Source organism: Shewanella sp. MF05956 (assembly GCF_059758055.1).
In genome coordinates this window covers 373,076-390,167 of record NZ_JCAYNV010000002.1, presented here as the reverse complement: position 1 = coordinate 390,167, position 17,092 = coordinate 373,076, and the positions used below count along the sequence as shown (strand labels likewise).

General features: G+C 42.4%; 14 protein-coding genes. 8 read left to right on the top strand and 6 right to left on the bottom strand.

Annotation, left to right across the window (positions count from 1 at the left end; translation table 11 throughout):
• Window positions 1-5: 5 nt before the first annotated feature.
• Window positions 6-1,163, top strand: a complete 1,158-nt coding sequence (locus AC19MX_RS03605) for an alkane 1-monooxygenase (RefSeq protein ID WP_432399181.1) — start codon at window positions 6-8, stop codon at window positions 1,161-1,163.
• A 66-nt stretch (window positions 1,164-1,229) separates the two neighbouring features.
• On the opposite strand, the gene AC19MX_RS03600 is transcribed toward AC19MX_RS03605, so the two are convergent.
• From AC19MX_RS03600 to AC19MX_RS03585, 4 genes are all read right to left on the bottom strand, one after another.
• The gene (locus AC19MX_RS03600; protein ID WP_432399180.1) at window positions 1,230-2,375 is read right to left on the bottom strand and encodes a GGDEF domain-containing protein; all 1,146 of its coding nucleotides are present in this window, start codon (window positions 2,373-2,375) and stop codon (window positions 1,230-1,232) included.
• 531 nt (window positions 2,376-2,906) lie between these two features.
• Window positions 2,907-3,284: a DP-EP family protein gene (locus AC19MX_RS03595; protein WP_350995653.1), complete on the bottom strand. Its 378-nt coding sequence runs from the start codon at window positions 3,282-3,284 to the stop codon at window positions 2,907-2,909.
• Between the two features lie 22 nt (window positions 3,285-3,306).
• Window positions 3,307-6,585: an nSTAND1 domain-containing NTPase gene (locus AC19MX_RS03590; RefSeq protein WP_432399179.1), complete on the bottom strand. Its 3,279-nt coding sequence runs from the start codon at window positions 6,583-6,585 to the stop codon at window positions 3,307-3,309.
• 166 nt (window positions 6,586-6,751) lie between these two features.
• Window positions 6,752-7,717, bottom strand: coding sequence for a 2-dehydropantoate 2-reductase (locus AC19MX_RS03585; RefSeq protein ID WP_432399178.1), 966 nt, complete (start codon window positions 7,715-7,717; stop codon window positions 6,752-6,754).
• A 159-nt stretch (window positions 7,718-7,876) separates the two neighbouring features.
• Here AC19MX_RS03585 and AC19MX_RS03580 point away from each other — a divergent pair, with 159 nt between their 5' ends.
• Window positions 7,877-9,181, top strand: coding sequence for a metal-dependent hydrolase family protein (locus AC19MX_RS03580; protein ID WP_432399177.1), 1,305 nt, complete (start codon window positions 7,877-7,879; stop codon window positions 9,179-9,181).
• Between the two features lie 247 nt (window positions 9,182-9,428).
• A complete protein-coding gene (locus tag AC19MX_RS03575; protein ID WP_432399176.1) occupies window positions 9,429-10,412 on the top strand; it encodes a sensor domain-containing diguanylate cyclase in 984 nt (327 codons plus the stop codon).
• Window positions 10,413-10,571: 159 nt separating this feature from the next.
• On the opposite strand, the gene AC19MX_RS03570 is transcribed toward AC19MX_RS03575, so the two are convergent.
• Window positions 10,572-11,018 (bottom strand): MarR family winged helix-turn-helix transcriptional regulator, encoded by a 447-nt coding sequence (locus tag AC19MX_RS03570; RefSeq protein WP_432399175.1) that lies wholly within the window; start codon window positions 11,016-11,018, stop codon window positions 10,572-10,574.
• Between the two features lie 185 nt (window positions 11,019-11,203).
• Between AC19MX_RS03570 and curA the strand changes: the two genes are divergently transcribed.
• The 4 genes from curA (at window position 11,204) to AC19MX_RS03550 (ending at window position 14,459) form a co-directional block, all read left to right on the top strand.
• Window positions 11,204-12,232 carry an NADPH-dependent curcumin/dihydrocurcumin reductase gene (gene curA / locus AC19MX_RS03565; protein WP_498296480.1) on the top strand — a complete coding sequence of 343 codons (1,029 nt, stop codon included), beginning with the start codon at window positions 11,204-11,206 and terminating at the stop codon, window positions 12,230-12,232.
• A 52-nt stretch (window positions 12,233-12,284) separates the two neighbouring features.
• Window positions 12,285-12,962, top strand: coding sequence for a type 1 glutamine amidotransferase domain-containing protein (locus tag AC19MX_RS03560; protein WP_160053243.1), 678 nt, complete (start codon window positions 12,285-12,287; stop codon window positions 12,960-12,962).
• A 100-nt stretch (window positions 12,963-13,062) separates the two neighbouring features.
• A complete protein-coding gene (locus AC19MX_RS03555) occupies window positions 13,063-13,677 on the top strand; it encodes a glutathione S-transferase family protein (RefSeq protein ID WP_432399173.1) in 615 nt (204 codons plus the stop codon).
• Between the two features lie 176 nt (window positions 13,678-13,853).
• Window positions 13,854-14,459, top strand: coding sequence for a hypothetical protein (locus AC19MX_RS03550; protein WP_432399172.1), 606 nt, complete (start codon window positions 13,854-13,856; stop codon window positions 14,457-14,459).
• On the opposite strand, the gene AC19MX_RS03545 is transcribed toward AC19MX_RS03550, so the two are convergent.
• Entirely contained in the window at window positions 14,449-15,282 is an 834-nt protein-coding gene (locus AC19MX_RS03545; protein ID WP_432399171.1) for a TIGR03899 family protein, read from the bottom strand. The genes AC19MX_RS03550 and AC19MX_RS03545 overlap by 11 nt on opposite strands.
• Window positions 15,283-15,663: 381 nt before the next feature.
• Here AC19MX_RS03545 and AC19MX_RS03540 point away from each other — a divergent pair, with 381 nt between their 5' ends.
• Window positions 15,664-17,061, top strand: a complete 1,398-nt coding sequence (locus AC19MX_RS03540; RefSeq protein WP_432399169.1) for a hypothetical protein — start codon at window positions 15,664-15,666, stop codon at window positions 17,059-17,061.
• The last annotated feature ends 31 nt before the right edge of the window (window positions 17,062-17,092 follow it).

Genomic DNA, 17,092 nt, shown 5'->3' with positions numbered 1-17,092 from the left:
CTGTCATGTTTAAGTATCTTAAGTTTATGTCGTTTCACCTTATGGCGCTGATTGCCATTGTCAGTATTACCTTAGGTGAGTCGTACATCAGTATGGGGTTTGCTATTTGGGTTGCCGTGTATTTAGGCGGCGATATTTTATTTGGTGACGACGTGCACACACCAATCTATCGATTTCCGGCTTTATTGACGTGGCAGTTATGGTTGGCATTGCCTTTAACCGTGATATTGGTGTTTGTGTGTTGTTGGCAGTTTGCCAGTCAAGATATCGGGCAATATGGTGCATGGATAAGCAGTTTAACGGGCTATGATGCCTTGCAAGCGCGTCAAAATACGAGTGTATTTCAATATGGTGTGATGGTGGTTTACTTAGGCTTAGTGGTTGGCGTAATGGCAACCATTACTGGCCATGAGCTAACGCATCGCACTTGGGACCCAGTGTCATTATTGATTGGGCGTTGGTTGTTAGCATTTAGTTTTGATGCAAATTTTGCTATTGAACATGTGTATGGCCATCATAAATACGTTAGTACCTTAAACGATCCGGCGACCGCACCTCGTGGTCGTGGTGTTTATGCCCATATTATTATTTCGACCATTAAGGGCAATATAAGTGCGTGGCACATTGAGCAGCAAAGGCTAATGCGTAAACAGCTTGCGGTATGGAGTTGGCACAATAAAGCATTACGAGGCTACGCCATGAGCTTAGTGATTATGATGTGGGTATTTTGGCTTGCGGGTTGGCAGGGCTTAAGCTTTTTTGTATTAATGGCGTTATGGGCTAAAGCGACCTTAGAGATCGTCAATTACATGGAGCATTATGGTTTGGTTCGCGAACTTAATTCGCCAGTCAAACCTCACCACTCCTGGAATACCAATAAGCGAGTAAGCTCGTGGGCCATGTTTAACTTAACCCGGCACTCTCATCACCATGCTCAGGGGCAACTGCCTTACCATCAATTAGCACCTTATCCCAATGCACCACAAATGATTGGTGGATACCTTAGCACCTTTGTATTAACCCTCATTCCGCCACTATGGCATCGACTTATGCTGCCTAAATTACAACATTGGGATGCACATTTTGCCACACCAGCTGAATATCAAATGGCCCAGCAAGCTAATCAAAAAAGTGGGATTGCAGCTTACCAAACGTGTGCTTAATACTTTTTTGTGGCGGTTTGACTTGAAGCCGCTTTGAAACATGCATTTTCAGGTCGATTGGGTATGTTAACTACTCATATTGATGCGGTTACGGCCTGTTGATTTTGCACGGTAAAGTGCTGTGTCTGCGGCGCAAATCAGTGCTGTTGGGGTGCGGTATTGGCCACTGCGCTCACACGCAATACCCTGGCTGACACTGATTTTGGTTTGTGCGGGTAACCCGATATTGGTAAAGGTTAACTGATTAACCCTTTGTTGAATTTGTCTTGCAATATATTCCGCAATGAGCGGATTACTGTTAGGTAAAATGACCACAAACTCTTCACCGCCAAATCGGGCAGCCATCGCATTGTTAGAGGGGAGAACCTCTGTCAGTACTTGAGCAATTTTTTGCAAACATTTATCACCGTTAACATGGCCATATTGGTCATTAAACATTTTAAAGTAATCGACATCGATAATGATTAAACACAGTGGTTGATCGTGGTTAATGCTGTCGTTCCAGTTAGTTTGCAGGGCATCATCAAAAGCGTGGCGATTGGCAAGGCCGGTTAATTTGTCGGTATGCGCTAAGTGGCGCAGTTTGTTGTACTCGGCTTTATGGGTAGTGAGATTATGCATGATGCCAATAAATAACGGTTCAGACCCTATCCGCATTGACGGTAAACATGACAAGGATAAGTCTGCTTCGAGCAACGTACTGTCGGCACGATTTATGATAATTTCTTTAGGGCCATGATTAAACTGAGTCACTTTATTGGCTTCATTGCTGATGCTGTTCCACAAGGTAAATAAAGATTGATACTCATCTTTAAAAGGACTTTGCAGATAATCGGTCCAGGTTTGACCGATTAACATTTCGGCTGGGGTACCGAATAATTTAGCGCCTAAAGGATTGATCATCTCAATGACGCCTGCTGAGTTAATCACAAAAATCGCTTCTGAAATCGCGTTAATCACATTGAGTAAGGTGCTAATTTGGAGGTTATCTGCTACTGCCATTTTGCCATTATGACTTGCTGAGGTGACATCAAAAGTTGCATTAAAAGTGGCATCAAAAATGACATCTGTTACTGATGAGTTGGATTGTTGTTCAGCCTCAACTCGCAATGGTATTTTTATCGCTCTGGGAAATTTAGCGAATGAGTTTGTTAATTTAGTCACACGAGAAATCGTGGCATTGAGTTCTGTTAATTTATCATTGGTAAACATGGTGCATTCCCTTAAGCGTTTGGTATTGGTAACCCCTTGTTGATGTCAAACACTCTATTAGGTATAAGGCTTATTTACCTTTCGGTAACCTTCTGCTTTTAACTTGTTGATTTTAAATTATTTAAAGTTGCTATTTATTGTGAAAATGTGTTGCGATTGAGTTGTGTCTATTGCATGTACCTTGGAGGTAAGCTGATTTTGTTGCTGGTTTTTAGGATTTGTCTCACTAAACTCGATAGTGTTCTTAGCTTAAATAGCCTGTTTGCAGCTGTATTTGATTGCATCGTTGACAGATATTAAGCCGTTAATGGGAGGTAGCGAGACCGTTATTTGACAGGCGTTTGCTCGTTGGGCGATTGAGAAATGATTGGTTTTTAGTTCGGTTAACGGGTAAAAGGTAAGTTCAACTTCAGGATATTACGGGATAATACAAGGCGTTTTAGCAATGGTTATGTTATTAATTAATGTTGTTAGGCAGGACAATATTAAAAGCTCAGGCGTAGCTCTGAGCTTCTTCAGTTTGTTGTTTGTTTAATTATTTGGACGATTGATAACTTCAGGATCTGGGCTGAGTAGCATTAAGGTATTGGCGTTGTTAGACAGTACAAATTGAAAGCTGGTATTGCCCGGTACTTCATCTAAATCGGTTAATTGAATCAATGTGCCATCGCTGCTAATGGTTGTGACATCGATAATGCCGTCAAAAGGTGTGGTGAAAGCTGCACCGACAAATTTAAGTCCTTTACCTGTATTGTCAATCAGTTGGTAAGAGATTGTGCTGTACTGGGTCACAATCACATTACCGCTTTTTGGGGTGCCATCTTGGCTAGTATAACTAAAAAAGGGCTCACCGTTTTCGAGGGTGACAGTGAGATTGAAAAATGTGCTTGGGCATTGAGTATTTGACATTTTATTTTCCATTTTTGTTGATTTAGGGATTAGAGATAAATCTATAATCGATTATGGCCGATTGTTGCAATTGCTTGATTAAATCAGGCTGTTGCTCAACCTCACCGAGGCAGTCGAGGGCTTGAGCATAAGGAATTGTAAACTGGGGGGAACTATTTTTATTTACAATAGAGATGAGTAGTGATTTTGATTGCTCACACAGTACTTTAACTTGCTGTGACGACCCTAATGAGGCCAGTAATGAAGCCATTAACATTTTACTTTGGGCTAAACCAACAGTATAAGCCGAGCTTTGGGGGAATTCAGTGGCAAGCTGGTTAAAAGATGTTGTTGCCTGTCGTGCGTATACTAGGCTTTCTGGTGATAATTTTTGTGTGGCTAAATAATTTGCTGCTGCCAGTTGGTAAGTTGCCAGTAACTCATTTTTTTTGCTTGAGGTTTGTAAAGTCACATCTTCAGCAAGCATAATCGTTAATGATTCAATACTCTGTTTCATTGTTTGTTTAATCGGCTCTGAGCTAAACGTCAGCAGAGCAAAGTAAGCGTAATACTGTTGTATTTTCCAAATATCATTTTCAGGATCTTGTTTAAGGGCGTTGGTAATTGCAACTAAACCCTGTTGAGCTTTTTCAATAGCTTGTTGATGATGCCCTTGGTAATTTAGTAAATGAGCAAGCAACATATAGCTACTTGACAAGCGATCAAGTAAATAGGGCTGTTTTTCTAATGCTTGATTGGACAGCTGCTGTTGAATTTGTTGGTGTATTTTTATCGCCGCGGTAATGTCACCTTGTGCAGTAACGGCACTGGCAAGCCACGAACGTGCATTAGCTATATCAGCGATTAGCTGGCTATTGGTCTGATCTTTAAACCATATTTTTAGTTTTAACAGCAATGATTGCTCAAATGACTCTCGGGCGGCAGCAAAGTTTTGCTGCTTCATGTGTATCGAGCCAAGAGAGTTTTGTGCGTACGACAACTCCATAATGGCATCGTCATCGTCAGGCGCGTATTGATACATGGCTTGGCTGTGAACTAAGTACTTTTCAAACCAAGGCTGTGTTGCAGCCCAATCACTTTTATCGTATTCAAGCTGGCCGAGCCAAAAAGCATTGGCTCCTAGGGTTTTAAGTAAGTTGAGGTGTTGAGGCTGTATTTCGAGTAACGGCAGCATGCGCTCACGGGCGGCGATTAAGGCGCTGTGGGCTTCGTCGGTATTGCCGCGCGAATAGGCCACTTCGCCCATGGCCTCTAAGGTTTGGCTGTGCTGAAACTGGGCTTCAAAGCTTAAATAGCTGGCATCGTCGGCAGAAAAATCGCTGAAATATTCTAATGCTTTATTACTGATACCATCGAGCAAGTCCATGCGGCCAATGGCGCGCATTTTGTCGGCGAATTCTCCCACCATAAATCCGAGTAAGTTTTCTGCCGCCAGGCGTTTTTGTTGTGCCTGGGTTTCGGCCTCAATGCTGCGAACACTCATGGCGACAGAAATCAATGTCAGTGTCACAAGGGCTAGCATGACTGCGCGGCGGCGCCAGCGTCCGATGTTGGCCTGTTTGCTTGAGGCTTGAATAAGCGCCAATTGTTGAGGTTCTAGGGTAAACAGCGAATTGCTGATTAAGCTTTGTGCCTCCACTAAGGGTTTACCTTCAGTGAGTAAATAGGCCGCGCTTTTTGACTCAGTTAACCAACGCTGTGTTTGATTCTGTAAGCGGCTTTTAATCGCTAAGCTGTCTTTATGCTCGTTTATCCATTGGGTTGCTCGCGGCCAGCGCCTTAATAAGGCCTCGTGAGCAATACTGAAACAGGCTTTATCGTATTGTAGATGCGAGACAAACAAGCGGTTGTCGACCATGGCTTTAACGAGATTTTGTTCTGCTTCATTTTTTAATCCCTCCCAATTAGCTGCGCGGCTGGTCACTGACTTTTCGTCTTCGGATAAAGTGATTAACATCGAAAGCACGTTAGGTAACGCAGTACGTTCTGCTTCATTTAATCCGGCAAGCACTTGCTCGGCATTTTTACCAATAGCCCCTTCTAAGCCGCCAAGAGAATGATATTCAGACACTAAAAGCTGGTCATTTTCATCGCGCTTGAGGTATAGCGCTTCTAAGGTGTATTGCAACATGGGCAGTGCATCTGGGTTGGATGCGGCGTCACTACAAAGCAGTTCATCAAGTGGCATGGCGGTATTGGGATCAACTGACCATGTGAGGTTAGCGGCATTGGCGGGTAAACGGATCATTTGCATGAGTTCGGTTCGGCTTGGTGTCGACAAATCAAAGTGTGAACCGTTGGCTTTACCTGCCATTAAGCTTGGGTGGCTGACCACCTGGGGGTAAAAGTCATTACGACAGGCGCTGATAATCAGTACTGATCCTGATGTTGCTAATGCTTCGAGCACATCGAGAATCTCTGTGCGTTGTTGTTCGCTATAAATGGGTGATGACAACAGCACTTCTAAACGATCGATAAACAAACAAAATTGCGGTTGGCTATAGTGATGGCTCGTTTGGGCTGCGGTTATGGCCTGTTGGCATTGGTTGATAACGTTAGGTATATCTTGCATTAGCTGCATGGCAAGTTGTTGTGCGCTTAACTGGTTAAACACCGGAATATCGTTAATTTCCCAGTCGAGCATGGCGCCGGCAATATCAATAAGCAGGCGGTCCTGGATGACATCGGCTAAGTCTAGGCTGGCATAATCGAGTACCCCTACGCCGTTAAAGCCGCTGGCACTTTTGAGGTTAGGGATCACCCCCGCATTAATTAACGACGATTTACCCGTACCACTTGGGCCAAGCACTAAGCAAAATGCACGGCCGAATTGAATTTGTTTAGAAATACGATTGAGTAAGGTGTCGACTTGCTCACCTCGGCCAAAAAACACGTTAGCATCGTTTGCTTCAAAGGCACGTAAACCAGGAAAGGGCGATTGACCTTGCCAGGGCTCTGTTGTAACTCGGGTGTGGTGCCCAATGGGGAACTCAACTTTTGCAAGGGTGCGGTAACCGCGTTTGCGGATGGTTTCAATGTAACTGGGGTTTGATGCCTGATCGCCCAAAGCTTTACGCAGTTGGGTTATGACCTTATGCAGTGGATTATCACCAATGGCAATGTCTCCCCAACATTGACGAATAATATCGTCAGGGGTGAGCACCTCTCCCTGGTGTTGGCACAGTAGTTTTAATACGTCCATGGCTTTAGGTTCGAGGGTGCGGATTATGTCACCCGACTGAATACTATTGCTTTGTGGATTAACTTGCCAATCGCCAAAAAAGAAAGTGTTGTCGCTCATGTGTTATCCATTGATCAAATTAAACAGGCCCTAAATGACTCTGCAACCCAACATCTTATGGGTTATCACGTTATTGTGATAATAAGTCAGCCATTATAATGGTTGTGGCTAAATTGTATCTTAGCTTTCCACTCGTATCGACTGATGTATTGAGTATGATATCTGGTTAAACTAATTGTTCTAATTGATTAATTTTGGTAACGATGGCGTTATTGATAGGGGTTTTTACACCATATTGTTGCCCCAAACGCACTACCGCACCGTTGATAAATTCAATTTCGGTTTTACGTTTAGCTTGGATGTCTTCCCACATTGATGAGCGGGCTTGTGGGTCAATGTCGAGCATTTGTTTAGCCAGCAGGGTAAATAACATATTGGGTAACGATAATATGACCGGCAACCATTGGGGTTTCACTTTAGTGTATTGATGTAACGTGATATTGGCCGCCTGGCATACGCTGAGCCATTCTGTCATGGCACCGGCTAGTTGACGGCGACTGTCACGCTGGCTGAGTTGTTGTTTAATCGGTAGGTCGGTTATGGCATTTAATGCATTGTTAAGATTTAACAATAGTTTACCGTAAATTACTGGTGTCATATCTTGGTGTAAGTCACAGCCAAAACCTTGAGCCTGCATTGCGGTTTGTATCGTTTGGGTATGTTCATTTTGCTGTAAGGTAAATACGCCTTCAGTGCCTTTATGAAAGCGCCCATTGGGTTGTTGCAACACATTAAAAGGCGTAATGCCTTGCAGTAAGTTACAGTGACTCAGGGCATCTGTGATGGTATCGAAACTGCCGAGACCATTTTGCATAAAAATAATGCTGCTGTTGCTGTGAGTGATGGCGATTAAGGTATTGGTAATACTGGAAACTTGATGGCATTTCAACGTGACAAATACCACATCAAAAGCGGCATATGCTGTTGGGGCTTGTTCTATATCGGTGATCACGTTTTGTGGCATCACCGTCTGTAAAAAGCCTTGATAATCACTCATGGTGATGCCGTTATTTGCGAGGATGGTTTGCTTAATTGTCGGTCTGCAAATGAGGCTAACATCAAATCCAGATAAACACAGTTGCCCAGCAAGATAACAGCCTGTCGATCCTGCACCAAAAATAGCGATTCCCATTGATTTTTCTCTTTTTATTATTGTTTTATTTTATTGGGTTCGGCTTTACCGAACCATGTTTGTTAATTGTTGTAACATATCAGCACTTGTAACATATCAGCACTTGTAACATATCAGCCTTTTTGTCAGTGTAAAACTTTAATATAAGGTAAACATAAAATGAAAAAATATTCCTTTGCTTTACTCGCGCTGAGCGCTATCGCTATACCTGCACAGGTCAGTGCTGCGGATATAAAAGTGATCCATGCTGGCACATTATTAACCCTTGCCGGTGAGCCGGTATTAACTGAGCGTACGTTGGTGATTACCGATGGTGTCATTACCTCGATTGAGAAGGGCTATGGCGCAGGGCCGCTCACCACATCGCAAGACACAATTGAGGTTGTGGATTTAAAAAACAGCTTTGTGATGCCCGGATTAATGGACATGCATGTGCACTTACAAGGTGAGCTGGGGCCAAATAATGACAGCGAAGCATTGCGTATGTCGGATGCCGATGTGGCAATGCGCAGTGCTTATTTTGCCAAAAAGACGTTATTAGCCGGCTTTACTACCGTGCGAGATTTAGGCGCTAAACCAGAACAAATTTATGCACTACGCGATGGCATTAACAAAGGGTGGGTTGATGGGCCGCGGATTATTGCGTCGGGCGGCGTCTCGGTAACCGGTGGCCATGGTGACGTAGATGGCATGAGCCCTGATTTACTCGACAAATTCACCTCTAAAACCGTCTGTGACGGCCCGTATGATTGTCGCCGTGCGACTCGCCGAGCCATTAAATTTGGTGCTGATGTGATAAAGATTACCTCTACAGGTGGAGTGTTATCAGACACCAACACAGGTACTGGCCAACAAATGGATGATGATGAACTACGCGAAGTGATTCAAACGGCCCATGCTCTAGGGCGTAAAGTAGCCAGCCATGCTCATGCTGCACAAGGCATAAATGCAGCATTACGTGCAGGCGTTGACAGCATTGAACATGGCAGTTACGCCGATAAAGAAAGTATTAAACTGATGAAGCAAAGTGGGGCTTATTTAGTGCCCACATTATTAGCAGGCGATACGGTTGTGGCAATGGCCAATGCTGCGGGCGCTGACTTTATGTCACCCGCGATAAAAGCAAAAGCCATAAGAGTGGGCGGCGATATGATGAAAAACTTTACTGTAGCCTATAAAGCTGGAGTCAACATCGCTTATGGCACCGACAGCGGCGTGTCACATCATGGCGACAATGCCAAAGAAGCGCTGTTAATGAGCCAAGCAGGTATGCGTAATAGCGACATTTTAAAAAGCGCGACCATTAACGCCGCTAAGTTGATTGATATGTCTGATTCATTAGGGTCATTAGACGTGGGGAAACAAGCCGACATCATTGCGCTTAACGCAAGCCCGCTTAAACACATTGTTACGTTACTTGATGTGCCTTTTGTGATGAAAGCCGGAGTTATTTATAAACGCTGATGCTATGTTGTTGCGGCAGTACGGCGTTTTAATAAGCATACTGCCTTAACTTTATGTGATTTCGAAGAAAGTTATTCATTATTTATTCATTAGGTTCATTATTTGTTTGATTTTTGCGGACTGTTTTCACATACTTGCCAATGCTGTTTATACAGTACTATTTACTATAAAATCAAAACAGAACAACTGCAGATGTTGTGATTAAATAGTAAAGCACATGGATGTGGATTAATGCTAAGGAATGCTCATGCCGATTGATAATATCGCGTTGATAGTGATGGTACTACTAGGCTTTATTGCCTTGCTTATACTTGTCAATTTGGCTGTGTATCGTAAAGCGCAAACAAAAAAACAACTGCTAAATTCCTACGAACAAATCCTCAATCAAGTTGGCGCATATATCTACGTTAAAGACGTCAATTGCCGTTATGTTTATGGTAACCAACTCACTTTAGACTATTTCGGTATTAGCCAAGAACAGTTAAAGGGCACAACCGATAGCCAATATTTTTCACCCATTGTTGCCGATGTTTTGTTGAGAAACGACCATAAAGTGTTATCGCTCAAACGAAAAATGGCAGACGACATTATGGTTGATACCGATGGCCTTCATAATGTTTACCATGAAGTAAAACAGCCCTTATATGACAAAAAAGGCAAATTGATTGGCTTAATTGGTATTTCGACAGATATTACAGAAGAATTCAATTTACGTTCCGAACTCGAACAACTCGCCAATAGCGATCCACTCACTGATTTGTATAATCGTCGCTCATTTAATGCATTTAGCGAACATGAATTTTCTCGAGCAATGCGTTATTTTAACTCGTTATCTCTGATGATTATCGACATCGACTTATTCAAAAACGTCAACGATACCTATGGCCACTTAGTGGGGGATGAAGTGATTAAGCGAGTCGCTGCTGTTTGCGATGAGCATATCCGTGAGGCTGATATTTTAGCGCGGATTGGCGGTGAGGAGTTTGCGATTTTATTGCCCGATACCGATATTGATTCGGCGTTTAAGCTTGCAGAGCGATTAAGGCTTGCACAGCAAATAGGTAAGCATTCCACAATGCTTAATGACGAAGCGTTACCCGGAATCACAATTAGTATTGGGGTCGCATCTATACAAGTAAAAGATCGATCGTTTGCAGATATGTTTGCACGTGCAGATAAAGCGCTATATTCATCTAAACATGTTGGACGGAATAGCGTTAATGTTGCTTAGGTAGGTGAACTAAAACTGGAATGGGGTTTAATTAATTCTTAAAATTTGTTAATTTAAGTTGTGCGCAATTAGTTATTGCGATTATCATGTGCTTATTGAGATTGGGGTGTGAGAATTCGCGATAGTCAACGCTAAAGCGCCGTAGCGATTTTTAACCGTTTAAAAGTCAATATGAGTAGGAAGCTTCATTCTGAATTGATCGAGTTGATCTTTAAGCTCTGTTATTTCAGTGAGGTTGATACCGCATTGTTCAATAATGCAGTCATGAACATGTTGAGCTTGTAATTGTAATTGCTGGCCTTTATCGGTTAATTGCATGCACAGCATACGTTCATCTAATGGGTCGCGAATACGTTTAAGTAAACCATCGGTTTCAAGACGTTTAATAACAGGTGTGAGCGCCCCAGATTGTTGGCCTAAACGAGAGGCAACATTTTTTAAGCTTAATCCGTCCTGTTCCCACATGATCAGCATAATGAGGTATTGGGTGTACGTCAGCCCAATCGACTCAAGTAGTGGTTTATACAGTTGGATAATGGCCAACGAGGTTGAGTAAACCGAGAAGCACAATTGATTATCGAGTTTTATCGGTGTGAGTTTAGTCATTATCGGGTACTCGATTTAGCAAAATGATTGCTCACAGTGATGTGATCAATCCATAGAAAATAAACGTACAACATGGCCTGGCTGTTTTGGCACAGTATTGAATTATAACAGCATACTTGCATATACAACAAAGCCTTGTTGGTTTTTTATACCATTTATGGTTCAACAAAGATGAAGGATGCACGATGAACAGTCAAAATCGCCGTATTGTATTAGCAAGTCGCCCTCAGGGTGAACCCGTCGCCAGTAATTTTAAGCTCGAAACCGTTAGCAAACCGCTTGCCGGTGCAGGAGAGGTATTACTGCGCGCGGTATATTTATCACTTGATCCTTATATGCGTGGACGGATGAATGATGCTAAATCATACGCCGAGCCAGTAGCGATTAATGATGTTATGGTCGGAGCTTGTGTTGCGCAAGTTGAGGTATCAAATCATGCTGATTATCAAGTCGGTGATTGGGTATTAGCCTATGGCGGTTGGCAAGATTATAGTGTGTCTAATGGCGAAGGCTTAATGAACTTAGGCCAGAATCCAAGTAACCCTTCTTATGCGTTGGGCATTATGGGCATGCCTGGTTTTACTGCTTATATGGGTTTATTAGATATTGGCGCGCCTAAAGCGGGTGAAACCGTTGTTGTTGCCGCGGCAACCGGCCCTGTTGGGGCTACGGTAGGACAAATCGCTAAGCTTAAAGGCTGTAAAGTGGTAGGTATTGCAGGTGGTACTGACAAGTGCGACTTTGCGGTAAACACGCTTGGGTTTGATGCGTGTATTGACCACAAAGCGGCTGATTTTGAACAACAGTTAGCGGCAGTGTGTGATAACGGCATCGATGTGTATTTTGAAAATGTGGGCGGTAAAGTGTTTGACGCTGTGATGCCGCTGTTAAATACCGGTGCTCGAGTGCCTGTGTGTGGTTTGATTTCACAATATAACGCCACATCATTACCAGCAGGCCCAGATCGTTTATCACTGTTAATGGGCACCTTATTAGTTAAGCGCATTAAAATGCAGGGCTTTATTATTTTTGACGATTATGGTCATCGCTACCCTGAGTTTGCGCAAGACATGGGGCAATGGCTTAACGACGGAAAAATACAATACCGTGAACAGGTTGTAGACGGTCTCGACAAGATGCCATCGGCCTTTATTGGCCTGCTAAAAGGTGAAAACTTTGGCAAGCTTGTGATTAAGGTGAACGATCCGCTTTAACGATTATGTTCAATGTTCACACAGATGATTTTTAATAAATTAAGGGTTTAACATGAAAGTATTAATGGTATTAACGTCGCACGACGAACTTGGCGACACGGGTCATAAAACCGGTTTTTGGCTAGAAGAACTTGCCGCACCTTATTACGCTTTTATCGATAAAGGTGTTGAGATTGTTTTAGCTTCACCAAAAGGGGGGTTACCACCATTAGACCCAACGAGCGATAAAGAAGATTTTCAAACAGACTCTACTCGCCGTTTTACTGCCGATGAGCAAGCTCAGGCATTGTTAGCCAATACTCATAAGCTAGCGTCAATTAACGTTGCAGAATATGACGCCGTGTTTTACCCAGGTGGTCATGGCCCGTTGTGGGATTTAACCAACGACAAAGACTCAATTGCGTTGATTGAAGCGTGTTATAAAACAGACAAATTATTAGGCCTAGTTTGTCATGCTCCAGGCGTACTGAAATACCCTAAAAAGCCAGATGGTTCGCCATTAGTGGCAGGTAAAAATGTTACTGGCTTTACCAACGGTGAAGAAGAAGCCGTACAATTAACTAACGTTGTACCGTTTTTAGTGGAAGACATGCTGCAGCAAAATGGTGCCACATACTCAAAAGGTGAAGATTGGCACCCGTATGCGGTTGTAGACGGTAAATTGATTACTGGGCAAAACCCTGCATCATCAGAGTTGGTTGCTGAAAAAATGTTAGCACTATTGAGTTAATATTAATTGACTTCAGCTTGGCTCGTTTACGCTGAAGTAATGATAAGCCCTGTGATTGATCATGGGGCTTATTGTTTAACAAATTGAAAAGGATGGCTTAATGATTAAACTACATCACTTAAACAAATCACGTTCAAAACGCATTATTTGGTTACTTGAAGAGCTGGGCGTTGAGTATGAATTAGTGGCTTACCAGCGCGACGCGACTACTTTTTTAGCGCCAGCAGCACTGAAAAAAATCCATCCGTTAGGCAAATCACCAGTATTAGAAACCAGTGAGTTTACCATTGCAGAATCGGGAGCGATCACCGAATACCTTATTCAAACCTACGGTGCAGATAAGCTTATGCCTAAGGTTGGCAGTGCTGATTACATCGATTACCTGCAATGGATGCACTTTGCTGAGAGTTCTGCAGCCTTACCATTATTATTGAAAATTTTTGTCAAAATGGAAGGGACCGATACCCGTTTTATTGGCCAATATGCTGATGCAGAAACCGCAAAAGTCATCAGCTATGTAAATGACCGATTAGAAGGCAAACGTTATCTTGTTGGCGATAATCTCAGCGGTGCCGACATCATGATGTCGTTTATTGCCGAATTAGTCGGTCAAAATGGCGAGTTTGAAAAATACCCTAATATTGCTAAGTATTATCAACAATTATTGACTCATGAAGCGTTTAAGAAAGCCTTGAGAATCGAAGCCGATAATTAATCACATATTGGCAAGATGAAAAAGGCGAACTCGATTCGCCTTTTTAATGCGTATAAAAAACAAACAAACTCGTTACACAGTAAATACGGGTAAAGTTATTGAGCAAAGTTTGTTCAGCATCATACTAAGGTGTTAGAATAATAAACAATTGGTAAGATTTTTGTATAGGATTATTTATGTCTACTTTATCTAATGAAGAGTTAGCGTACTTTAGCGATGTATTTTCGCCAAAGTCATCTGCCGATTCCGAAGATAATGCTTTTTCTAGACATTCACTCAGTGTGGCCACTGAAATCCCGCAGGTACTGTCGCATATTTTGGGAAATGCAAAGCTCACACTATTGGCTGAAATAAGCTATTACCGTTTGTGGTTTCCACTGCAACTAAAGCAAGATGAATTAGGTCAGTTTACGCCAGAGCTTGGCACACCAGAAGTTATCGATATGCGAGGTGGTGAGAGAAGCTGGCGCATGGATAACTTAAAAGATGTACGAGTTATTGACAGGCAAACGGCTAAATTTGTTGAGGTGTTGTCTTTATCCAGTTCTGGAATCACCATCAAAGTCCCGCAAGAGCTCGACACCAAAACCCCGCGTCTTACTCAGCTTATATTACCTAATGGCACCCATGTTGAGATGGAGTTTGAACCTGTTAGAACTGAAAATGGGGTAATGGCGGCTAAAATTAGCGCGGAAGGTGAATCTCGCCTAATGCTCAGACAGTTTTTATTTAACCAACACAAAGCTCAATACGCTCATCTTTATGAAGATATTAACCGTTAATGGTAAAGTCTTTAGCTAACATCACTTTAATAGCATTAATAAATTCAAGATCATTTTTAGCTTGAATTAACTGGCAAAGTTCATCACCCACAGTAGTAAATCGATAATAAGTAAACAGTAAATGCTGACTTTTGGGTTTTAAGCTGATATTGGCATGGCACAAGGCTAATTGGATATCTTCATTGCGGTTTAGTAAACCGGTTTCAAACTCGCTTTTATGTAAAATCCCCGCATCAACTAAAGTTAAAATATTCGAATAAGGTAAGCCAAACTGAGACAAACCAAAGTTGGTATGGCTGTGCTTTCTAAAGTATTGATTAAGCCCACCGTTAAGGCGATAACCACTAAATAACTTGAATCTAGGTTCGGCGTTAATTTTTACCGACATGCCTAGTGCTTTTTCAAATATTTGCGCTTCCCGCAATGTCAGTTGTTTTAGCACCGCCAAGGTGCGCAAACTAAAATTACCAGGATTGACGATTTCACTGGCTAAAATCCGCGCCCATAAATCTTGCATTTTACGGTTATGAATTTGCTCAGCCATTTGAAAAAATTGATAACGCCAGTCAGGATCTAGCTCGACGCCTGTGACATCGGACGGAGTGTAATTGAGTGCTAATGCAAATATGCTTTCAAGATTAGTTTGATGTTGGCTGAGCTGCTTGCGCTGACGATGATCTGCACGTTCCGCTACTGATGCCGATGATGGACGATAATCATCTTCGCTGGCTAAACCTATTACGCGCCCGAGTAACAAGGCTTTTTTTCGCGCCGATACTTGGTTTTGATCATCCGGTACATCGATTACATCTGTATCAGCCATAGTTATCCTAAAAATTTTCTAAATATGATGTTAACAAAATCTAATAAAAGCACTGTTTAAAGTGAATTTATCGATGGCATATCAATGTAATGTAAAACCTGATGAAGAATTTTACTATGCCTTATATTTATCTCATTTCCAACCCAATAGATCTGTTATTCAATCGCGATAATCCAGACTCTCGCAGCCTCACGTTTCACACTTAATCATCATATCAAAAATATAATTAGACGAAATAATAAACAGTGATACTGAGTCTATAATAATCTTTACAAAGTAAACGCAAATGTAAATTTTAATGCGAATGGTTATCAATTCGTATATTGTTGTGTGAAGTTTTTCGTGATTGTTAGCGCATTGTGCGTTTTGTTGGAGAGATAAATGAATCAAAAGTTAACCTTACTGACTGTCTCTGTCGCGGGCATATTAGGTTTAATGACTAATGCACAAGCCGCAACAGATCCTGAGGCGTTAGCTAAAGCGATAGCCAAGCAAGAAGCTGAAATTACGTTACTTAAACAGCAATTGGCCCTACTCGCTGCTGAGCAAAAACAACAGCAGCAAAATAATGTTGAAGTCGTTAAGCAAGTTAATCTAGTTTCAGATCATGTCAGTAAAGCCGATGATCGCTTAAGTCGTTTTAGCTTCAAATCTTATGGTACCGCGAATTACACCAGTGATGAGTATTTCGATAACGTTCAAGATACGTCAGGTGAGCGACGTAACCGAACAGATCTTGAACGTATTGTCACCGAGTTTGGTTATCAATTTAGTGATGACTGGAGCATGGAAGTTGAAATTGAGTATGAGCATGGTGGCACAGGTACAGCATTAGAATATGACGGTTTTGATGAGTTTGGCGAGTTTGAGTCCGAAGTTGAGGCGGGCGGCGAAGTGCTCGTTGAAAAAGCGGAAATTCGCTATCGTCCAAGCCAAGCATTTGGGGTGAAATTCGGTAATATTCATTTGCCAATTGGCCTATCAAGCATTTTACACAAGCCGAACCAATATTTAACCGTGCAGCGCCATAAGAGTGAGGCTGCAATGATGCCAACCGTTTGGAACGAAAATGGTATTGGTGTTTATGGTGAAATTTCAGATTTTCATTATCAAGCCCAAATCGTGAGTGGCTTAAATTCGGAGTATTTCCGCACCTATGATTGGGTGGCATCTGGTCACCAAAAACGCTTTGAGGAAGTCAATACTGATGACCTAGCGTTTGCCGGACGTCTTGATTACGGCAACTTTAAAACCGGCAGTGCTGTTGGTGTGGCTTATTACTATGGCAATACCAGTGGTAATCGACATAAAAGTAATAAGTTAGATGTTGATGGTGCGCTAAGCATTGTTTCTGTTGCGGGTGCATTTGTTGAAGGCCCCTGGATACTTCGCGGTCAATATTTATATGGCACGTTAGAGAACGCCGATGCGATCACTCTAGCCAATAAAACCACGCCAGGCTTACAACCGGGTAACTTTGCCCAATTGGGTTCAGAGTCACAGTCGTTCTTTGTTGAGGCAGGTGTAAAGCTTGACGAATGGTTTGATCTTCCGATGACTATTTTTGCCAATGTTGATTATTCCAACCCACTCATGGCCGTTGAATCGGGCACCGCAACTAAACGTTATGAAAACACCTGGAGCAGTGTAGGTGTTAACTATTCCCCTATCCCAGAGATTGTGATTAAAGCCGAAGGTGGTGTTCACCAAGTGGCTGTTGCCAGTATTCCAGACACTCACTTTTTTGCTTTGGGTGTGGGATATCAATTCTCGCTATAAATTAATTTATTTGTTTTAATTTTTTTACATG